20 protein-coding genes and 1 pseudogene are annotated in these 20718 nt (G+C 43.8%); 6 read left to right on the top strand and 15 right to left on the bottom strand.

Annotation, left to right across the window (positions count from 1 at the left end; translation table 11 throughout):
- Window positions 1–80: 80 nt before the first annotated feature.
- Complete coding sequence (locus HVZ52_RS06805; RefSeq protein ID WP_085831779.1) at window positions 81–893, bottom strand: hypothetical protein; 813 nt, start codon at window positions 891–893, stop codon at window positions 81–83.
- A 1157-nt stretch (window positions 894–2050) separates the two neighbouring features.
- On the opposite strand from HVZ52_RS06805, the pseudogene HVZ52_RS06800 reads away from it, so the two are divergent.
- A pseudogene (locus HVZ52_RS06800) lies at window positions 2051–2704 on the top strand (hypothetical protein).
- Between the two features lie 55 nt (window positions 2705–2759).
- The gene (locus HVZ52_RS06795) at window positions 2760–3521 is read left to right on the top strand and encodes a hypothetical protein (RefSeq protein WP_126502053.1); all 762 of its coding nucleotides are present in this window, start codon (window positions 2760–2762) and stop codon (window positions 3519–3521) included.
- Between the two features lie 115 nt (window positions 3522–3636).
- Here HVZ52_RS06795 and HVZ52_RS06790 read toward each other — a convergent pair whose 3' ends face one another.
- On the bottom strand, window positions 3637–4908 hold the full coding sequence (locus HVZ52_RS06790) for a hypothetical protein (RefSeq protein WP_181599031.1): 1272 nt from the start codon (window positions 4906–4908) through the stop codon (window positions 3637–3639).
- A gap of 191 nt (window positions 4909–5099) precedes the next feature.
- Here HVZ52_RS06790 and HVZ52_RS06785 point away from each other — a divergent pair, with 191 nt between their 5' ends.
- Window positions 5100–5531 (top strand): DUF4756 family protein, encoded by a 432-nt coding sequence (locus HVZ52_RS06785; protein ID WP_181599030.1) that lies wholly within the window; start codon window positions 5100–5102, stop codon window positions 5529–5531.
- Between the two features lie 99 nt (window positions 5532–5630).
- Here the strand turns inward: HVZ52_RS06785 and HVZ52_RS06780 are convergent, their stop codons facing one another.
- The 8 genes from HVZ52_RS06780 to HVZ52_RS06745 form a co-directional block, all read right to left on the bottom strand.
- The gene (locus HVZ52_RS06780; protein ID WP_047361952.1) at window positions 5631–5867 is read right to left on the bottom strand and encodes a DNA-binding protein; all 237 of its coding nucleotides are present in this window, start codon (window positions 5865–5867) and stop codon (window positions 5631–5633) included.
- Between the two features lie 60 nt (window positions 5868–5927).
- Window positions 5928–6293 (bottom strand): hypothetical protein, encoded by a 366-nt coding sequence (locus tag HVZ52_RS06775; protein ID WP_103180571.1) that lies wholly within the window; start codon window positions 6291–6293, stop codon window positions 5928–5930.
- Window positions 6294–6358: 65 nt separating this feature from the next.
- The gene (locus tag HVZ52_RS06770) at window positions 6359–6595 is read right to left on the bottom strand and encodes a hypothetical protein (protein ID WP_117071644.1); all 237 of its coding nucleotides are present in this window, start codon (window positions 6593–6595) and stop codon (window positions 6359–6361) included.
- A gap of 50 nt (window positions 6596–6645) precedes the next feature.
- A complete protein-coding gene (locus HVZ52_RS06765) occupies window positions 6646–6942 on the bottom strand; it encodes a hypothetical protein (protein WP_069484051.1) in 297 nt (98 codons plus the stop codon).
- Between the two features lie 85 nt (window positions 6943–7027).
- Window positions 7028–7345, bottom strand: coding sequence for a hypothetical protein (locus tag HVZ52_RS06760; protein ID WP_117071645.1), 318 nt, complete (start codon window positions 7343–7345; stop codon window positions 7028–7030).
- Window positions 7346–7364: 19 nt separating this feature from the next.
- On the bottom strand, window positions 7365–7577 hold the full coding sequence (locus HVZ52_RS06755) for an AlpA family transcriptional regulator (RefSeq protein WP_101705180.1): 213 nt from the start codon (window positions 7575–7577) through the stop codon (window positions 7365–7367).
- Window positions 7578–7773: 196 nt separating this feature from the next.
- Window positions 7774–8667: a DUF6387 family protein gene (locus HVZ52_RS06750; protein ID WP_181599029.1), complete on the bottom strand. Its 894-nt coding sequence runs from the start codon at window positions 8665–8667 to the stop codon at window positions 7774–7776.
- A gap of 384 nt (window positions 8668–9051) precedes the next feature.
- Window positions 9052–9678, bottom strand: coding sequence for a DNA-binding protein (locus tag HVZ52_RS06745; protein WP_149381358.1), 627 nt, complete (start codon window positions 9676–9678; stop codon window positions 9052–9054).
- 317 nt (window positions 9679–9995) lie between these two features.
- On the opposite strand from HVZ52_RS06745, the gene HVZ52_RS06740 reads away from it, so the two are divergent.
- Complete coding sequence (locus HVZ52_RS06740; protein WP_181599028.1) at window positions 9996–11027, top strand: isoaspartyl peptidase/L-asparaginase; 1032 nt, start codon at window positions 9996–9998, stop codon at window positions 11025–11027.
- Window positions 11028–11093: 66 nt separating this feature from the next.
- Here HVZ52_RS06740 and HVZ52_RS06735 read toward each other — a convergent pair whose 3' ends face one another.
- On the bottom strand, window positions 11094–12992 hold the full coding sequence (locus HVZ52_RS06735) for a methyl-accepting chemotaxis protein (protein WP_181599027.1): 1899 nt from the start codon (window positions 12990–12992) through the stop codon (window positions 11094–11096).
- Between the two features lie 374 nt (window positions 12993–13366).
- On the opposite strand from HVZ52_RS06735, the gene HVZ52_RS06730 reads away from it, so the two are divergent.
- On the top strand, window positions 13367–13906 hold the full coding sequence (locus HVZ52_RS06730) for a DUF2058 domain-containing protein (protein WP_016157066.1): 540 nt from the start codon (window positions 13367–13369) through the stop codon (window positions 13904–13906).
- A 104-nt stretch (window positions 13907–14010) separates the two neighbouring features.
- Here the strand turns inward: HVZ52_RS06730 and pgtA are convergent, their stop codons facing one another.
- Genes pgtA through pgtC form a run of 3 tightly spaced genes read right to left on the bottom strand, consistent with a single transcriptional unit; the run spans window position 14011 to window position 18453 of the window.
- Window positions 14011–15258, bottom strand: a complete 1248-nt coding sequence (pgtA, locus tag HVZ52_RS06725) for a two-component system response regulator PgtA (RefSeq protein ID WP_016153887.1) — start codon at window positions 15256–15258, stop codon at window positions 14011–14013.
- Entirely contained in the window at window positions 15248–17242 is a 1995-nt protein-coding gene (gene pgtB, locus HVZ52_RS06720; protein ID WP_181599274.1) for a two-component system sensor histidine kinase PgtB, read from the bottom strand. The genes pgtA and pgtB overlap by 11 nt, the downstream gene beginning before the upstream one ends.
- 11 nt (window positions 17243–17253) lie before the next feature.
- Complete coding sequence (gene pgtC / locus HVZ52_RS06715) at window positions 17254–18453, bottom strand: phosphoglycerate transport regulator PgtC (RefSeq protein WP_019077323.1); 1200 nt, start codon at window positions 18451–18453, stop codon at window positions 17254–17256.
- Between the two features lie 415 nt (window positions 18454–18868).
- Between pgtC and pgtP the strand changes: the two genes are divergently transcribed.
- Entirely contained in the window at window positions 18869–20260 is a 1392-nt protein-coding gene (gene pgtP, locus HVZ52_RS06710) for a phosphoglycerate transporter PgtP (RefSeq protein WP_181599026.1), read from the top strand.
- Between the two features lie 83 nt (window positions 20261–20343).
- On the opposite strand, the gene HVZ52_RS06705 is transcribed toward pgtP, so the two are convergent.
- Window positions 20344–20586: a DUF2545 family protein gene (locus HVZ52_RS06705; protein ID WP_016153891.1), complete on the bottom strand. Its 243-nt coding sequence runs from the start codon at window positions 20584–20586 to the stop codon at window positions 20344–20346.
- Window positions 20587–20718 lie beyond the last annotated feature (132 nt).

Below are 20718 nucleotides of genomic sequence, written 5' to 3'. Positions count from 1 at the left end.
TGCTCATGTTCGGACTCACCGTTACCAAGCATTGCCACATAGACATTGTTCAGATTCCGCATGTGCGCAAGGTTTATAGGTTAACGAACTCGGTCACTGAACGTCATTTTTGTTAAAAAGTTTTCTCCATGAATATTGTCCCACTCTAACGTTTCTTCTGGATATAGAAGCATTTCCCCCTTGGTAGCAATAGCTCCATCCGCACTTTTATCCATCATTTTCGCTTGGGATTTTTTAGCCTGTAATCTTGCGATTAACAGATCAATATCCTCTTGGTCATTAACATCTTCTATCACTGACTGAATCGACCTGCTTTTCACTTCAGCATTGCTATTTGTATCGCGCCTACCAAAATCATTTTCGCTTTGTTCTTCCATTGTTTCTTTCTTTTTTCTAATCTCTGAAACAAAGCGAGCACGATCACCATTGAACACAATAGCAGGATTTATAAAATACCAGTTTTTTTCATTCGTTTTAGCAATAATACGTTTCTCAATAAGTTCTTTTATACCTCTGTAAAAGATAGATTCAGACAAGACGAAGTGATCTATCTTTTCTGCAAGCGACATTGCTTTTTTACAGCTCAGGTAAAAGTGATCTTTACCTATCGCATCCTGATAGATACGGAGAAATATGAAAAACACCTTGTACGCTGTTTTCGTTAAATCAAAATATGCTTTTATCTGGGAAGTGTAGAGCTTAATGAACTCTTCTTTATCGACCTCTTGTGTATGTACTATATTGGCAAAATAAGATTTGCTGGTATCCTTCCTTTCAATAAGTTCTGTTCCTCTTGAAACAGTCAGGTTCTTCTTTCTTGTTTCAATCTTTATCTCTGTCTCAAAGCAAAAAGGATTTAAGCCTAAATCTAAATCAACTTCTATTTCATTCATCACGACATTACCTCTTATTGTTTTATTTATAATTAAATACCATGCACAAAATAGATATCAAGTTTTTTGCATATTTTTTTGCGAAAATATTTTAGAAATCGCAAGTATTCCAGTGACTATAATTTAAAGCACTGTCATTTTTAACCAATAAAATGACATAGAAACTGACTACAGAGTCAGGAAAGCTCACTGTACAGTCAGGAATACTGACCACAGAGTCAGGAACACTGACCGTACAGTCAGTCCCGTTTTTTTGTTCAATCCCTTTTTCAGCAAGGGCTACAAGCCGATTTTGTCTCAATTTAATTTTGCAAGAAGTAAGAGATAATACTTAAGAGGATAAACAGAAACCGGGCGATTTTTATGATCGCCACATGGGGTTTCAACCTTAAAATGGTTAATCATTTTCGGGTTGCATTTTTTATTGCAGAGCTTTCCTTTTTATTACATTAAAATCCTTTTTTTGAAAATCACCACCATCTATGAGCTAACGCTCATGTGCTAAGCACGGCTACGCCCTGACGCTGGCATTAATATATTTTTACTTTCATTAGGTAGTTTCCATACTGGCTAGGAAAGTAAAAAAGGATCGTATTTAGATCGTTTCCTCATCCTGCTTTAAAAAAGATCCCATAGCCGTGTAAAGTGTTAACTCTATAAAACGGGGTATTTACTCTTCACTGAATGAAAAATATGCGCATAAGCAGCACTTCGTGATTGTTCAAGACAATCACATTGCTGAAACAGGGTTCATCCCTGTTAATGATGGATTTATCCATAAATAATTGCGGCGATAGCCGCTATGTATTAAAAGAAAAAAATAACATATCCCTATAACCAAGCAGCGCTTAGTGATTGTATAAAACAATCACTAGCTGTCTATCATTCAAAGTAAAGATATGACAGAAGATAAAACGGAACGAGTTGGCTGGCGCACTCCAAGTTAAAATCATTATATTAAATATTTTTACGGTGAAATTTTTCTGTACTGAAACCAAACATCTTTCTTCGAAAACTCTGTTATATTTGAAAACTACCTAAATCAGTGAGCGTAATCTCACAAAAGTATATTTTATTTCATTTTTTCACATTTATTTTTGACAATGATATGTTCTGCATTATATAAATACAAACAATAATAATAAAAGGAAAAACACATGAACATTGATTACACCAAAATAATGGCATTAAGCAGTGAAGGAGTGGAAGATTACATATGCAGAAATAATTTTACTGATAAGCAAAAGCTAGAGATATACGGATTCCACAATAGAAACCGAAAAGATAAAGCAACAGCAAGTGTAAACAAAGAACATAGCTCTGATATACAACAGAGAATAGTCTATGTTCACGCTTTTTTAGATAATCTGGAAACGCTCGGGAAGAACATGTCAGGTGCAGAATATACAATAATGATCCGTTTATGTAAGCTCATGCAGAATGGAAATTTGATCGCCAGCGTATCACAATCAGCTCTTGCAGAAGAGCTTGCCATGAGTAGATCTAACGTAAGTAAATGCTGGCAGAAACTTATAAATAAAAATATTCTGGTTCAAGAAGGAAAACATACAATGATAAATGCGAATCTATTTCTATAGGGCTAGTACAGGACGTTAAATCCCATAAGTTCAAAAATTACTGAGAACAGTTAGTGAAGGCATAAAAGCGTATTTATCTCAGTTTGCGAAGATACTATATTTATTAGCAACGTTTAAAAAAATAAATAATGAAGATGATAAATCATCTTTCTCTACTCCTGATGTTACAACTCAGTATCAGCAAACAAGATGTTGGATGATTATTCCGAATAAGTCGATAAGGAAGAAGCATGCAATAGTTATTAACATTTAAAAAATAAGAGGGTTTATGAAAAGTAAAATAATAGTGCGTGAGAAAAATTATTTGGGTGGTGTTATAATATTCTTCCAGATGGATGGGGAGAAATATTATTATGAGCCTATATCTTCACATTATGTAAAAAACTCTATTAAAAAGGTTTCATGCATAGATATTGAAGATGAGTATAAACCCTACTTAGACAAACTAAATAGTGATATAGACTTAGAAAGAGATGGTGGCAGCATACTATATGCAGATAATGTTTTGGCATTTAAAAAAGAACCATCATACTCTCTATGTAAAAAAGTATTGAAAAACTCCGGGGTAAATATACAGTATTTAAATAACCCTACACATGAGTTGTGTAATATCGCGATTCAAAACAATGGATACAATCTTAAACATGTTATCCCTTTTATTAAAGAAGAAGACTTAAACGGTTTTTATAGAATTGCAGTGAAGAACAATGGAATGGCTCTTAGGCTAATACCTAACCCTTCGTATGATTTACAGTTAATGGCGGTAAAAAACTGTGGCACTGCCTTAAAATATGTTGATAACCCCACAAGGGAGATAGCTTTAGAGGCAGCAAGAAATCACACCGCTATTTTAGAATTCGAAAACAGAGATATAGTTGAAAAATACATAGATGATGATTTTATTCGTGAGTCTGAAGATATTGAATTTCTTCCCCTCATGATGTTTAGAGAATCCATCAAATTCTTTAAAGAGCTAAAGGTTCATCTGGTGATATTAATGGAATATTTTAAAGCTAAATCATTATCATAAAAGGCTCATGCTGAGCCTTCTTTAGCCCTTGCAAACATTCGTATTAGAGGCAAGCACTCAGTAGATCATTGGAAATAATTTACAGTCTAGATAATTTATTTATCTTTTATTATCATTACCAATTAAATTTTATTCTATTTTTACTTCTCATATCCTGAGAAACAGGTTCAGATAAAGACTGTTTTACATTTTTTAATTTATCTTTAAAACTTATAACCTTTTCATGCGTCTGAGTATAAAGTTTATTAAACACTTCAATGCCCAAAAACTCTATTGCTGCATCTAATGTCCTGCTCATATGATTTTCTCTTTTAACAGCAAAATCAACTTGAGATGCCATTTCTTTAGTTAGCGTCTGAACTCTATTTATATAAGTATCTTTTGCTACTGGATCATTTATATCAGTAGGAAGCATTCCAACAGAAAAATGAGGTGCATCTTTAAATGCTTCCGATCTGGAAACGACTACATCCCTTTCCTTAACATCACCTTCATTTTTTATTTTTTCATTAAATCCTTCTTTGTTAAACCACACCCCCAAAGAACTGGATACTCTCTCAGCATGTTTAACTCTCATTACAGCTCGGTTATCAAACATAGCTGTATGAAGTTCTTCTGAAAGATTTCTGTTGCCTTGCTTGAGTATTTCTTCCTGCACTCTTTTCAATGCAGTATTATCAATGCCAGTATCAATATTGAATATTTTTTCATCAGCCTGTCTTTTAACTTGGTAAAATTGTTCGTTAACGCTTATTATATCATCTAGGTTATCGACTTCTGCCTGTTCTTTCACTATCGCTACAGGTTCTGGTGTTGGTGCTATGTCTAAAGACTCCCCAGCATATAGCTTATTGAAAACTTCAACACCTAAAAGCTGTTTAGCGGCCTCAATGGTATTGTTCATATGGCTTTCTCTACTAACCGCAAAACTAACCTGATACTCCATATCTTTGGTTAATTGCTCTACCCTTTTTATATAAGCATCCTTTACATCTGGTTCATCTATATTATGCTGATACATACCGACAGAAAAATAAGGTGCGTCTTTGAATGCTTCGGATTTAGATGCCACTACGTCTCTTTCTTTTACATCACCTTCTGCTTTTATTTTATTGCTAAAAGCACTTGCATTAAACCATTCGTTCAATGAACTTGAAACTCGCTCCGCATGTTTAACTCTCATTACAGCGCTATTCTCAAGCATTGCTTTATGCAACTCTTCTGCAAGACCTCTATTCCCCTGTTTCAAAACTGCTTGTTGAACCCTTCTTAAGGCTTCATTATCTATTCCTGTATCAGAATTAAATATTTTATTGTTTGCGTCAGCTTTTGCTTTATAAAACCTTTCATTTATTTCTGATATTTCTTCCCACGTACTCTCTTTCATATTATCACCTATATATTTTGTTAATATATTTATTATATTTTAAATTAACAACTAGTAAATATATGATATTGATATCTTTTATTATTTTATAAAATAACATTACGACTCATCAATAAATAAGCCAATTAATTTGACACTTTCCATATATTCAATAAAATATATTAATAATAATTATTATAACGAGGCGATACATGAGAAAAGTTCAATTAGACAATAGCGATTTATTAGCATATTTTGAGACTGTAGAAAAACTAAAACAACAACCCTCGATGGATGAATATCTGGAAGGCTATCGTAAAGTTCGTGATGCTACTCCTTTTGGATCTGAAGTAGATAAATATAGATCTGCTCATAGTGAACTGCGTAGACTGGATAAAAAGAGACAATCGCTCATGGATAGCTTTATTGACGAACTTAATCCTATAAGCAGCTCCGCGGCAAGAACAGCCGCTAAATCATCCGGTAATATTGATGTCATGCATGAGCGCATAATCTGCCAGAAAGCTATTTCAGAAAAAACAGACGCTGAGATTGTTGCACTGGTAGTAAAACAACGCACTGAAGCAGCTCTTGAGTTTCAGCGTTCTGTTGAGCTGAGTCTTAAACAGCTTTCTTCTATCTAATCAGATTTTGAATCATCAAATAAAAACAGAAGAAAAATGTCTATCTAAATGCATGATGCTCTATCCATATTGGCCGCCACACCAATATGGTATCGGCATTTATAATTCATCTGGTGATATACGATCACGCCCCATTTTCTCAAGCAACTGTTGTAATCTCTTGGCTCTCAATTTCTGAGCCTTTTTCTCACCAATCTCCTGATAGTATTCTTCCCGGCGTTCCGCAACGACTTGACGGAACTTCTTCAAAAGCTGTTCCAGTGTTTTCATATCTGTTGTCGCAGCTTCAGCTTGTATTTTTTTATACATATACATAACATGAAATTCATCAATCATAGGTTATCTCCGTTTGATTACAGGATTATTTCCCTCTGCACGAGGGAATATTGCCATGTTTCAATACTGATTCACAGTCATTTTTAACTTCCAGAAAATACGTTCATCCACATCATCCGGTTTGATGTTTTTCAGTACAAGCTCAATGATATGTTCTTTATGCCAGTATAAGATAGTATCTTTCAACTCATCCATATTGATCTCAGATACATCTTTGCCTCTTCCACTTTTAACAGAGTCTTCAACTTCACAAGCAATCAAAACATCATAAAGTATCTCTGATAACATTTCCCCTGTTAAAATATTCATGGCTGTTTCAGGCTGTTTTTCAGAGATGCTATAGATCGTTTCGCAATATCCCTGTAATACATTTGTGATAAGATTTATTGCCATTTTATTGCTTTCATTTAAAACAATCTCTTTCATACTGATTCCTTTTCTTAAGTTAAATATTAGATAAATATTAGATAAATATCGAGAAGATATTAATACTATTTATTAGATACTATTTTGATGATTACAGAACCATATTCCAGATCCATCGCATCATACAGTGTTTCATTTACATAACGATTTAAATCATCTAAAAAGGTCTTATCATTCATTATTTCTTCGACAGAGCTACCTCTTAATGCGATAAATATATCCAAGCTCTCTTGGATAAGGTTCATCACTTTAGGTGTTTTTTCACATAACATACTTACGATTACTGACATATCATTCTTCATCTGTTTTCCCTATTGTTTATAGTTAGCCCCTTCCGGGGCAAGATTAGTTCTTACTTTCTAAAGTTTTCTGAATACCCTACCAGCAGCGCTGCTACTTGTTCAAAGTTGACCTGATTAATATCACCGCTGTTTCCTTCTTGCGTGGTAAATCTCTCAAAGTTATTCTGAATATGGTCAATGACATAAATAACAAATGGACTCATAAAATCCGGATCATCCAGATAGTCATTGGCATCTCCATCGCCATTGACTTCCATAAACATATTCCAGCTTGCGGAAAACGATCTACAAGCAAGATCATAAAAAAGTTCGGTTGATCTATTTTCAATAGTATTTTCTTTAGTCATGTTTATATCCTCATAATTAAATGCTTATTTTATTCATTTCGTTTGGTATTAGCCCCTTGCGGGGCCGAATAGATGACGCCAGCGATTATGTATGTAAAATATAGTGACTCATCATATGATGTATCTGCCTCAGGTTGACAAGCACTTCATCAAAATATACGTTTTTAAGCGATGCTTTATATTTATGTTTTTTCAAGAACTCATTAAAATCTTTCTTACCATTCTCTATTATTGATTTTAAAACACCTTCCATATAACCATCATCTTCAAGATTATGATAGAATCTTTCCCCCATATACTCATGCATACATCGCAAATAGTAGTCATAGTCTTCGCCACTTTTCAGAACAAAGTATTTTGTATCATCATTACTAACATTTATTACTATTTTTTGCACTTTCATTTTCGCTTCCTCTTATATGTTATTTATTATTTTTGCGTGAATCGGAAATAGTATTTTCAATCCATGCATCGATCTCACTTTCCACAAATGCTACAGTTCTTGCCCCTATGATTACCTTATCCGGGAATCGGCCTTCCTTTATAAGCTCATACATTGTGGTTCTACCAAATCCGACTCTTCTCAGCACTTCAGGAATACGGATTAATCTTTTTCCAGCGATTTCATTTCTCATTTGTCTTTTCCTCTGTTGTTTCGACAAGAGCTATAGTAGGAAAAATTGAGATCGCTGGATGCAGAGATTGGCAAACAAGATTTTTTGCGAAAGTGGCAGGGCGTGGTTTAAGGGGAAAATGGGAGTTTGTGGATTTCGCTGGTTTTGAAGAGTGGGGACCAGACTTGACGCCAGTCCCCTACGTGCAGGAAGTGAGTTACTTCCCTTTTTTCTCGTCCTCCTCTTCTTTTTCGTTCATCTTCATCGCTTCGGCTACCTTGATATCCATCATGTAATCGTTTTTACTCAGCCAGAGGTTAAACAACCGATCAAATTCGCGCTTGAGAACTTTTTCAGCAAACGGCTTGTCGGTATCCTTGATTTGAGAGCCGCCTCTGATGACTTCAGAGTCGTTAGGGTAGAGGAGACGGGAAAACTGCTCATAAGAGATCTTGGCATCATTCCGCTTCGCCCAAAGCAGCAGATCAAGCATTGGGATAACCCTGAGATTGATCACCTTTTTGACAGTGCTTAGTCCGAACCGAAACGAACCAATTGCTGGCTCGCCAACTGTATGCTCCTTTCGCCATTCAGGAAGCATTCTTTTGATATGCTCAATAACCTCATCGTCAGTCAGGAACTTAATGTTTAACCACAAAAACAGTGGATGCCCATCATCAAACTCGTCAATGTCTCTCAGCTTCCGCACCCCAACCTCTTTTGATGTCGGGACAGACGATGCATCGGATGAGTAACCTACTCTGTGAAGTAGATCAAGGTCCCGTAGCCGTGCCTCGTAGCGACTAATGTCGTTGACGGTCATATGCCTGACATGCAGCCGCGCATCCACTAAAGGGTTTTTCTTTTTTGTAGTTGGGGCGGTTCTTTCTATCGAACTCGCTAAAAGAGGATGACCAGCCAGAATCTTGGCTTCTTCTTGCAGATAGCGTTCATGCCGAGGGTGCTCTTCTTTACTAAAATCATGTCGGTGCAATGGTACACGCCGACTGATTTCATAACTCAGGTCGTTAACTGTGATCTCTTCAAGAACGTCATAATTGCTTAACTTGAACCACCGCTTAACAGCCTTCATTGTGTCGCTGGCTTTCATCTGTATTACCATTTCCTTGACTACATTAACAGCGTAAACGCTGATTTATCTTTTGGTTACGTCAAGACTCTTGGTGTAGCGGGTTAGGGCACTAAAAGAAAGCGTTTTTTTATCTGAATAGCCCACACTCTCTGTTGCTGGTTCTGTGTTCGATGCTTGTCATTCAGAGATGTTCGAATACGTTCAGTGGCGTAATGAATTGATTTTAATTGACAATATTGTTATTCACGGCTGAAAATGTTGGTACATTTGTTGTTATAAATACTTAAGCATTATTAATTACACCTAAATAACATAGGATTAAGTGAATGTTCGATTCCTGCAGGGGACACTTTTAATTAAATGCATCCGGCTAAATCCTTTCATTTACCTGTCAGTTCATCCCTAAGCCAGGCGATAAAACGGCACATTCCTCACCGTTGCAGTAAGATTGTCGGACACCATTGTCTGCTCAGTAGCTATCCGCATCCCTGATTTTCTCAGCCTCAGTACGTCAGCAGCAATACGTTGGCTGCCAAACCAGAAAAGCCCGTCCAAAGCAGTGACATCAAGACCTGATTCCAGTGCCAGCTTCAGACGCTCACGCGGTGCTTTCACCGTTTTAGCAATTTGCTGATATGGCGCTTCGCTTGAACCTGCACGATTAATGCGTCGAATACGATGCGACAGGCGGTACTGAAATTCATCCGGTATCCCGCCGAGACTCGCTTTCAGGCTGTAAACACAACCAAAGCGTTTGCCGTTAAAGATTACGTTTTTCTGACTAAGCTGCAGCTCTTCACGAACGCTGGCAATCAGTTGCGGGGTACGGAGTAATAACAAACGGAAAGGCAGCTCAAAGCTGGTCACATAGTCCACATTCAATAAAGCAATACGCAGACGCTCTTGCGGACCCGCCTTCATTTCCCGACATTCAGCAATAACATCAGCCCACTGGCCAGCCAGACGGGAACTTTCAGTCGCCTCAGTAAAGCTGTATTTTTCAGTCTGATAATCAATACGTTCGGTCACTCGGAATTCCCTTCTGGCCACATCTCGGTATTGGTTGCTCACTTTACCAGCGACAGACTGCAACCGGAAGCCTGCGAGTATGGTCAGTGGAATGATAGAAACTTCTGCGGAAACGCTTCATTTTTTGATAAATCAATCATTAAAAATATATTTTGACTAAAATCAATTAACCAAAATTATGATTATTGAAGTATAGCCATGATTAATCTTTAGCCAGTTTGTCAGGAATAAGTTCTCCATAAACAGGCTGATTAATACCGGTAATGAGAAACATTATCGGAAATGATTCATCACTCAGAAAAAAGGAATTTATTCATATGATCAGAATCAAGACCAGTATCGCTACTTTGACCCTTTGTACCTTACTGACAGCTCCCGCATGGGGAGACGCGCAATCGCCGATAAGGCTGGTGATCCATGGTGGTGCCGGTACCATTACAAAAGATACCATCACACCAGAACAGGAAAAGCAGTATACAGAAAAACTCACTGAAGCTCTGAATGCAGGTTATGCGGTTCTGAATAAAGGCGGTAGCAGCCTGGAAGCCGTTCAGAAAGCGATTAATGTGATGGAAGATTCTCCTCTCTTCAATGCAGGTAAAGGTGCCGTGTTTACCCACGATGGCCGCAATGCACTGGATGCGTCCATTATGGATGGGAAAACCCGAAAAGCCGGTGCCGTTGCCGGTGTAACCACGGTTAAAAACCCAATTAATGCGGCGTATGCCGTTATGACTCAAAGCCCGCACGTTCTCATGGTCTCGACAGGCGCAGATACCTTTGCAAAAGAACAGGGACTCGCAACCGTTGATCCTGCTTATTTCAAAACAGATTTTCGCTGGCAGCAATTACAGAATGCAATCAAAAAAGAAAAAGTGCTCCTTGATCACGATGGAAAGAGCGCTGCCCTGTTCGCTGATCCAATGATGTATGACTATAAATATGGCACTGTCGGCGCTGTTGCTCTGGATAAAGACGGTAATCTCGCTGCCGGAACGTCTACAGGCGGAATGACCAACAAACGTTACGGACGTGTGGGGGATTCACCTATCATTGGCGCAGGAAATTATGCCGACAATGAAACCGTGGCGGTATCCGCAACCGGCTCAGGAGAAATGTTTATCCGCACGCTGACCGCGTATAACATTGCAGCCCAGGTGAAATACCGCAATACCCCTTTAAAAGACGCAGCGCAGAATGCTCTGGATGAAGTTAAGGCGCTGAATGGCAGCGGTGGAGTAATTGTGCTTGATAAAGCCGGTAATTACACCATGTCCTTCAACTCTGAAGGTATGTACCGGGGAACCATAGGCGATGACGGAAAACCCGTTGTAGACATTTATCGTTAATACTATTTCCCCGCCAGGGGATGAACCGACCCGGTATGTTGTCCGGGTCGGTTAAACGGCGTCAGGTCAGACAACAAAACGATTGACCAGATCCTTCATGGTGACAGACAGATTGTCCAGGCGCTGGCTGTCGCTTGCGGCCTGAGAAACCAACGCCGCGTTTTGCTGCGTGACCTGCTCCATAGGTCGCAGTGCCAGGTTAATCTGAGTTACCCCTTGCGATTGTTCCGTCGCTACACGAGCGATATCCGCAATATATTGCTTCATGCTGGTGGTATTGTCCGCCGCGGCTTCTAGCGCGGTAGCGGACGCCGTAACCCGCTCAACACCCTCACTAATTTTTACCATATTCTGCGCGACCAGCTCGCGGATCTGATTAGCTTCTTTGGCACAACGCTGCGAAAGATTCCGCACTTCACTGGCTACAACCGCAAACCCCCTACCCATCTCTCCTGCCCGTGCAGCTTCCACTGCCGCATTCAGCGCCAGCAAGTTAGTCTGAAACGAAATATCGTCTATCGAGGTCACAATATTCGAGATTTTCTCACTGGAAGAGCGAATATCCCCCATGCTTTGATTTGCCGCACTGGCGACGTTACTGGCCTGGCGGACCTCTTTTTCCAGCCTGATTGTCAGATGCTCCGCTTCGCGGGCATTGTCCGCCGTTTGCGTAATCGTCGTGGAGAGCTGTTCCATACTGGCCACCGCTTGTACTATTGATGCTGCCTGTTCATCCGTGCGTTGGGCCAGGTCCTGATTACCCGCCGTAATGCTGCTGCTGGCATCGGATAAAACCACGGAGCCTTGTTTAATCTCCTGGACGATATGCTGAATACTTTCCAGCATCGTGTTATAGGCGCGATTAAGTGAGGAAAGCTCATCTTTCCCCGGGGTCGCCAGTCGTTGAGTCAGATCGCCGTTCATACCCGCAATCTTGCGGAGCGTGTCACTAAATTGACGATGCATATTGATAGCGATTGCCCCTGCGAACGCCAATGATGCCAGGAGCGCTAACAAGCTGACAATCATATATATTTGCCAGTTTTTTCGTGCATCCTGCGCGAGTTTTTCCGCATTCGTTAACAGAAGATTCGCCGTCACATCTTCTATCTGCCGCATCACTTCAATACGCTGGGTTTGAACCTTGAACCAGACAGTAGGATCGACATCAAATCCACCGTTCGCGGCATGACTAAACGCAGTTTCGCGTAATGAGAGGGCTTTTGACGCTTCTGTGGACTGTAAGCGGCTTTCCAGCATGGCCGCCTGTTCCGGTGGGCTCAGACGCAACGATTGTGCCAGCCAGACGTTCTGTTTACTGACGACATCACTGAGTTGATGTAACTGCCCCTCGGCGAAATGACCGGAGGAAAAGATATTTGACAGCAGCGCGCGTTCAATACCTGCTTGTTCTTTCAAATTCAGCAAATTGTAGTAGGCGGCGAATGCGTTCGCCATCTCGCCTGAATCCGTCAACTGTCCCAACCTGCCCACAAAACTCAGCACATCAGCAATGACATTAGTATAAAACTTAACGACATCTGAGGCCGGAAGCCCCAATCGCGTGACGTTTTCCCGGATGGTGGCAAGCGACAGAATGTTTTTCTTAAACGTGGTGACAGAATTGGCGGCATCCCCTTCTGGTAATGCAGTATCGGACAGTGAACGCACAAAGACCTCGATCTCGCGATCGGTTAAAGCCCGCTGCGCGGTTAACTCATCTTTGAACGTCTTCCCTTCAGCCCCCAGAAATCCGACGCTCATTCCCCGTTCTTTTTGCAGCTCATGCACCACATTTCCGGCACTACGCGCGAGCGCTGTCAGTTGAGCAATATTTTCCATCTGCCGTTCTGTCTCAATGCGCGTCAATATTCCTGAACCAGCAAACCAACATAACGCCAATAATAGTGGTTGTAGCGCGATTATTAACTTCATTTTCATCGGCATTCGATAAACCCACCACATGCCACTTCCCTCCATTATCCATATTTTCATTATGGTTATCGGCGCAATGAGGCTGCACTTTAAATTTGATCAAGAGACAACTGATTGTTTTTTAGATTAAACACCTGCCAAAATAACTCTATTTGATTATGACAATCAGGATAAATCACTGAAATATTTATTTTTATGATATCTATTCTCAAGATAGTTAAATCATTCAGCATATTATTTCTTATTAAAAAACGAGTTAACTATCAACACGATTCGGAAAGGGAGTAAGACACAGAACGGTGACGCCTACTGGAGATAACCGTCGTGGCACGGCCATTTTCTGGCATCCCGCCGAACGTTAAGGTTATAATCCTGACAACGATTTTATTGGATTAGAAGCGACGATGACAAAACTTACCCTACAAGAACAGATGCTTAAGGCAGGTCTGGTCAGCAGCAAAAAAGTGGCCAAAGTGCAAAGAACGGCGAAGAAATCGCGCGTTCAGGCTCGCGAAGCCAGAGAAGCGGTTGAAGAGAATAAAAAAGCGCAAATTGAGCGCGACAAGCAGCTCAGCGAACAGCAGAAACAGGCCGCGCTGTCTAAAGAATATAAAGCCCAGATCAAGCAACTGATTGAAATGAATAAAATCACCATTACTCGTGGCGATATTGGTTACAACTTTACTGATAATAACCTGATCAAAAAAGTCTATGTTGATAAGGTGACTCAGTCTCAGCTGATCAAGGGCCGTCTGGCCATTGCCCGACTGACGGCTGAAAGCGGCAACGATAGCGAATACGCCATTATCCCGGCTGTCGTCGCCGACAAGATTGCGCAGCGCGATGCAAGTTATATTGTTTTAAATTGCGAGCTAAGCCAGGAAGCGAAGGACGAAGACGATCCGTATGCTGATTTTGTCATCCCTGATGATTTGATGTGGTAAGAAAGACAACCAGATAATCACCCGGACTTCCGTTGCCTATTTCGGTGAACGCCAACGCCGCCACCGAAATACTCTCGACGTCCCTTCTCCCCCAATTCTGTCGACTAAAACTTATAGTGTTCTTTGCTCAGCCCGTATTTTCTCATGCGTAAATACAATTTTTTACGCGGGATTTGTAAATACTCCGCCACTTCATTAATGCGCCCCTGATGAATATTTAGCGCTTCAGTAATGATCTGTCGCTCGTACTCTTCAACCCGCCGATCGAGCGGTGTTGGTTCAGGCAGATGCAGCTGCGGATTCGCGGTTTCAGCCAGCGGGAGTAGCCCAACGGCAAAAAGCTCGGCGGCATTCGCCAGTTCCCGGACATTACTTAACCACACGCGACGCCGCATGCCTTTCAGTAACTCCCCTTCAACCTCGGGCACGGGATGGTTCAGGCGCAGACAGGCTTTCTGCAGGTAATGACGAAACAGCGGCTCAATATCATCCGGACGCTGTGACAACGGCTGGCAACCGATTTGCGTCATCGCAAAACAGTAGTAGAGTTCGGCCACAATCTGGTTGGTTGCCGCCAGTTCCACCAACGATGTGTCGCCAATGCCTATCAGACGAAACGGACGCCGCTCCTGGCTTTGTAGATGCACCAGATGGTGCTGCTGTTCACGCGTCAGGCATTCAATATGGCTCAGGACCAGCGTTCCTCCTTGCGCCTGTGCAATAAGGTCATTGAGTAGTCCCGCGTTCCCGGGCGTCAGTTCACCGCGGATAAACGGCCCATCAGCGCTGCGCCCAAGCTGATGCAAATACCGGGCTCCGGTCATACGTCCTGTCCCCGGCTCGCCATAAAACCAGACGGCAATATCCGTTTCCGCCAGGTGTTGCAGACGTTGACGATACTGATTGACCCAGTCACTGTAGCCGAGCAGTTCAACCTGAAGCTTTTGCTGGCAATAATGGCGACGGGCAATCACGGATTGTCTCTGACGCAGCGCATCCTCTACCAGCGACAGCAGTTTGCCGGGGTCGACCGGTTTTTGCAGAAAGTCCCATGCGCCTTTCTTTACTGCCTCCACCGCCATCGGGACATCGCCATGCCCGGTGATAAGCAGAATAGGGAGCTGATTATCATCCTGATGAAACAACGTCATCAGGTCTATTCCATTGCAGCCAGGCATACACACGTCGCTCAGAACAATCCCCGGCCAGTCGGCTTGCAGCCAGTTTCGGGCATCAAAAGGGTTATTGCATGCGTAGACGCGGTACCCCTCTTGTTCAAGCAACAGAGTGTAAGCGTCGAGAACATCGGCATCATCATCAATCAGCAGAACAGAATAGTCATCACACAACATCGTTTACATCCGTCAGATTAAATTGCAGAACGACGCAGGCATTACGCCCCGGTGTCGACGCCAGGCGCAGTTCGCCGTTCATTTGCCCCATTAACGATACACAAATCGATAAGCCAATACCGAGCCCCACATCCTTACTGGTGGTAAACGGCTTTAACAGTGATGGCAATAACGCCTCCGGCCAGCCGGGGCCGTTATCGCAGACAAAGACGCACAATCGGCTGCCCTCAGCCTGCCAGTGAACCTCTATTTGCGCGCCAGTCGGACTGGCATCCAGCGCATTTGCCAGTACGTTTACCAGCACCTGCTGAATACGCACTTCATCACCTGTCACCCATACACTCTGGGCTGGAAGCGTCAGCGTACCCTGCTGTGGCTTATGCCGCATGGCCAACAGTTCCCAGGCGGCGCTGAATGTTTGTCGCAGATCGACCGGATGCAAAGACGCGCCCGGCTCGGCCCGACGTGCAAACTGACGCAGCGAACGGATAATGGCATCAATACGGGTAATCAGCCCCTCCGCTTTGGTTAACGTACTTCTGGCCTGAGCGGATTGTCCTTGTTCAATTGCCCTTCCCGCCGTAAACAGGTACATCGACAGCGCATTCAGCGGTTGGTTAATCTCGTGCGCCAGCGTGGTCATGGTCTGTCCAACCACTGCCAGTTTTGCCGTCTGGATCAGTTCATCCTGCGTTGCCCGGAGATCGGACTCTATCTCCTTGCGCTCTGTCACTTCCTGCTCCAGCTGATTTTTTTGCGCACTCAACTGGCCCAGAGTATGGCGCAGCAATCCTGCGATGCGCCCGAGCTCATCGCGCCCATAAACCGGGATGGTGGCATCCGTTCTGCCAAGACCAATTTGCACCACGGCCTGGTTGAGTGCGGTAAAACGCTTCACCAGACGCGAACGAATAAAGTAATGGTTGAGCCCCCAGGCGAGAAGTAGCGCCAGCAGCGTCGCCAGCAGAATAAGTCCACCGCTGACGCGAACAATTTGTTCCAGCCGCTGGTTAAACATCTGCATTTGCTGATGGCTACTCCCCAACTGCGCCTCAAGCAGTGTTCGAAAGCGCCCGAGCGTTGCCTCTCTGGCATGGTTAGCATCAACGAGCGCTTTTTGCGCGGCGACATAATCGCGCATGGTATCGGGCATTTTATTTTTCATCATCCCGATTTCCAGTAACTCATCAATGGTTTGCCGCAGGGTGATAGTACTGGGCCAGTCATCGAGGGTACGGATATTTTCATCCGCCGTTTTCTTCAGATTCTCCAGATAGCGGATATGATTCTCCACCAGCATCCCGTCGTCGCTACCCGACTTCAGTTCATTGAGCCTGTCGCGTAAATCATCCACGATCTGATTTTCAATTCTTGCCAGGGTGTAAACCTGCTGCTGCTCGTTTTGTACCTCTCTGGCACGTTTGAGATACTGCGCTGCATCGCCGTTTTTGGCCTCAATTTGATCCAGCAACGTCCCCTGCTGCCAGGTAAAATCCTGCACCAGCGAATTCAGCTCGGTAGTAAAATCATCATGTAGCCAGTCGATGCGCGCGGAGAGTTCACTCACCTTTTCGCGCACGAGGAACATGTTGTAGAGCACCCGGTCCAGCTCCGCCATCAGCGCCCGACTGTCTTGCAAAATCACCGCCAACTGCTGTTGTTCTGCCGATTGTAATCCCCGGCTCAGCACCTCAATTTTGTCCAGATGAGAAATAATTTGATTGCGCAGTTGCAGCCTCACCGTGGTGTTGGGGGCCAACAGGAATTCATTAAGCTGATCCACAACCAGGTTGAGATTTCCTTCTATCAAAAAAGCGGAATGTACGCGCGGGAAGTAATCATCAAGTGAATAGCGTATCTGCGAGCTCTGCTCATGCCAGGAGTACAAACTGACGCAGCTTACGCTCAACGTCAGTAATGCGCCCGTCAGAAACGCTCCCCGCAGGCTGCTGCTGATGCTGAGCTGGCGCAGGCGTTGCAGTATCGAACCACCTTTCATTTTAACTCTTCCAGTTTGGATATCGCCTGACGCTGATTTTTAAGAAACCAGAGCTGCCACTCCATCATCTGCTGTTCGGCTACGCTTTTATTCTCAAATTGCGCAAGCCAGGCCTCATCTTCACTACTTCTGGCGTCTATCGGGACGCTGGTCAGTAATGCTCTGATTTCGGGTAGCGGGCGTTTCAGGCGCGCTTCCGCACTGTATAGCGCCCGCCAGGCATCTTTCAGCTGCGCGAGTCGAAAACTGATGGCGGTATCAAACATCCGCTGCACCAGCTGTTGCCGCTTAAGGATCAGCCGATAATTAAGCGCGGGCTGGCTCATCAAAATAGCCTGCTGAGCGGCGCGCGGGTTATCAGGCGCGAGCTGCGTGACCGGATATTTCCCCGTGTTCGCATCCGCAAGGATCCGCTGTCCTTCCGGGCTTAACAGATAGCGGATAAAGCGACGCGCTTCGTTGGGGTGCTGGCTATTCTTGAGTACGGCAACATAGGTGGGTGACACCGCCGAGCGAGGGAAATAGGTAAAAGTAAGGTGCGGATCGTTAAGCAACAGGTTGGCATAGTTATCAATAACCGGCCCCGCCACGCCCAGACCGCTCTTAATTTTGTCGGCCACGCCAAAACTGCGTGATGAAATCGTTACCAGGTTACCGGCGCTGGCCAACAGCGTCGCCCAGCCCTCTTCCCACCCTTTCTGTTGCAGCAGCGACTCAACCATCAGGTGGTTGGTATCGGAACGCGACGGGCTACTCATCAACAGCGCGTTCTGATATTTAGGCTGCGTTAAATCCCCCCAGTCGGCAGGCGGCGGAAGATGCCGCGCCGCCAGCGCAGAACGATTAATCAACAGGCCAAACCCTGATATCGCCACAGCCACGGAGGTCGAGCGAATCGAGTCTGGCACCAGCCGCTGGCTTTCAGGCAGCGCATTATCGAAAGGTGCCAGCTTCTGGTGCTCCTGAAGATGCTGCAACAGCATGGGTGATGAGGTCAAAATCAGATCGACGTTTTCCGCATTCGCAGTATCCAGCAACTGTTCCAGCGAACCGCTGGTCCGGTTTAACGTGCGAATCATCACTGACCCTGGCTCCGTCTGCCAGCGCTGGATAATCCAGGCCGTGGCCCCTGGGGAAAAGGTGGTCGCCATCACCAGCTCTTTACCCAGGACCTGGCAGCTCGCCGACAGCGACATAAAACAGAGCAAGAATGCCCAAAAACGCCCCCGGCCCAACAGTCTGTTTGTGATCCCGTTCATAAATACCAACATGTACAAAAAATAATATTGAGACAAAACTTACCCGTTTATCACCGCTGGGGGGAAGAATAAGGTTATTCGTAGAATAACCAAACGGAAAGTGACGACATCAGTAAAGAATACCCGAAAATGCAGCCTGAATTTGTTAATACCCGCACACGCCGATGATAAAAATGCCCGTGAAAGAATAGAATTGAAAATCCATTATTAAAAAAGAGTCAAAATCTGCCACGCCGCCCGCAAATTGAGTCAATAGTGACACATTTCATCAACTTGAGTTTCTTTGCCGTCTATTTCACTCTTCACTGCGAAAAATCCTGATATTCACATCAATAAAAAATTAGGTGATGATATGTTATCAATATTTAAGACAGGACCAGCGGCGAATAAAGTCCCGGCGGAGAAAGTCCAGGCAACTTATGGCCGATACCGCATTCAGGCATTACTCAGCGTATTTCTTGGCTATCTTGCGTACTATATTGTGCGCAATAACTTCACGCTTTCGACTCCATATCTGAAGGAGCACCTGGATCTCAGCGCTACGCAGATTGGTTTACTCAGCAGTTGCATGCTTATTGCCTATGGGATCAGTAAAGGCATTATGAGCAGTCTGGCAGACAAGGCCAGCCCGAAAGTCTTCATGGCATGCGGCCTGATCCTGTGCGCTATCGTCAACGTAGGCCTGGGGTTCAGTACCGGATTCTGGATATTCGCCGCGTTGGTCGTTTTCAATGGTTTGTTTCAGGGGATGGGCGTTGGCCCTTCATTTATTACCATCGCTAACTGGTTTCCACGTAAAGAACGTGGACGCGTTGGCGCATTCTGGAATATCTCACACAACGTTGGCGGTGGTATTGTCGCCCCGATTGTTGGCGCCGCTTTTGCCATTTTGGGAAGCGAACACTGGCAAAGCGCCAGCTATATTGTTCCGGCCTGTGTTGCCGTACTGTTTGCTTTTATTGTGCTGATGCTGGGGAAAGGTTCACCACGCCAGGAGGGTTTACCGGCTCTGGAACAAATGATGCCAGAAGAAAAAGTCGTATTAAATTCCCGACACGCTGTCCAGGCGCCAGAAAATATGAGTGCCTTCCAGATCTTCTGCACCTATGTATTGCGTAATAAGAATGCCTGGTATGTTTCACTGGTAGACGTCTTTGTCTATATGGTGCGTTTTGGTATGATTAGCTGGCTGCCAATTTATTTATTAACCGAAAAACATTTCTCGAAAGAGCAAATGAGCATAGCTTTTCTGTTTTTCGAATGGGCGGCAATTCCTTCCACATTACTGGCGGGTTGGCTCACCGATAAACTGTTTAAAGGCCGTCGCATGCCGCTGGCCATGATCTGTATGGCGCTGATTTTCGTCTGCCTGATCGGTTACTGGAAAAGTGAATCGCTGCTGATGGTCACTATTTTTGCCGCCATCGTGGGTTGCCTGATTTATGTTCCGCAGTTCCTGGCCTCCGTTCAGACCATGGAAATCGTCCCCAGCTTCGCAGTAGGTTCTGCGGTAGGGTTACGCGGATTCATGAGCTACATTTTTGGCGCATCGCTGGGAACCAGCCTGTTTGGCGTGATGGTCGATAAAATGGGATGGCATGGCGGCTTCTATCTGTTGATGGGCGGGATTGTCTGCTGCATCCTGTTCTGCTACCTCTCTCATCGCGGCGCGCTGGAACTCGAACAACAGCGGAAAAACGCTCAGCAAGAGGAAGCGTCACTCCAGTTGGCTGATGCCCGGTAGCCGATTTCAGTCTCGCAAAAAGTGCCAGCGATGCTGGCACTTCAATACATTCAGATAAAGAATAAATAGCTCAACGTGATAATTTATTGCTTACCGTAACCCACCATAAAGCGGATGATCAAACCGCATGCTGGGGCAAGAAAAAGGAATAATCCGGTAACCATCTCGTTACCATTGGTCAACTGCATAGTAAAAACGTAAATTAATGCCGTGAGTATGGCCATGCCGATAAAAGCACTTATTGACGCCGCAGCCCCCATAACCTGCCAGATATAGCAACTGACGCTCAGAATGCTCAACGCGAGAAAGATCCAAAAATAGAACATAGCGATACCTCCTGTTTGCCGTAAAAATTTACGTAAGTCCTTACACTCCCTTGAGTTTATATTCTAAGACAATTCCCAATGGTTCGCAATTTAAGCAACATTTTCGTTACAAAAATCACTCAATCGCTGACT

The sequence above is a fragment of the Citrobacter sp. RHB36-C18 genome (assembly GCF_013814485.1).
Taxonomy (GTDB): Bacteria; Pseudomonadota; Gammaproteobacteria; order Enterobacterales; family Enterobacteriaceae; genus Citrobacter; species Citrobacter braakii.
This window is presented reverse-complemented; position numbering and strand designations above follow the sequence as displayed.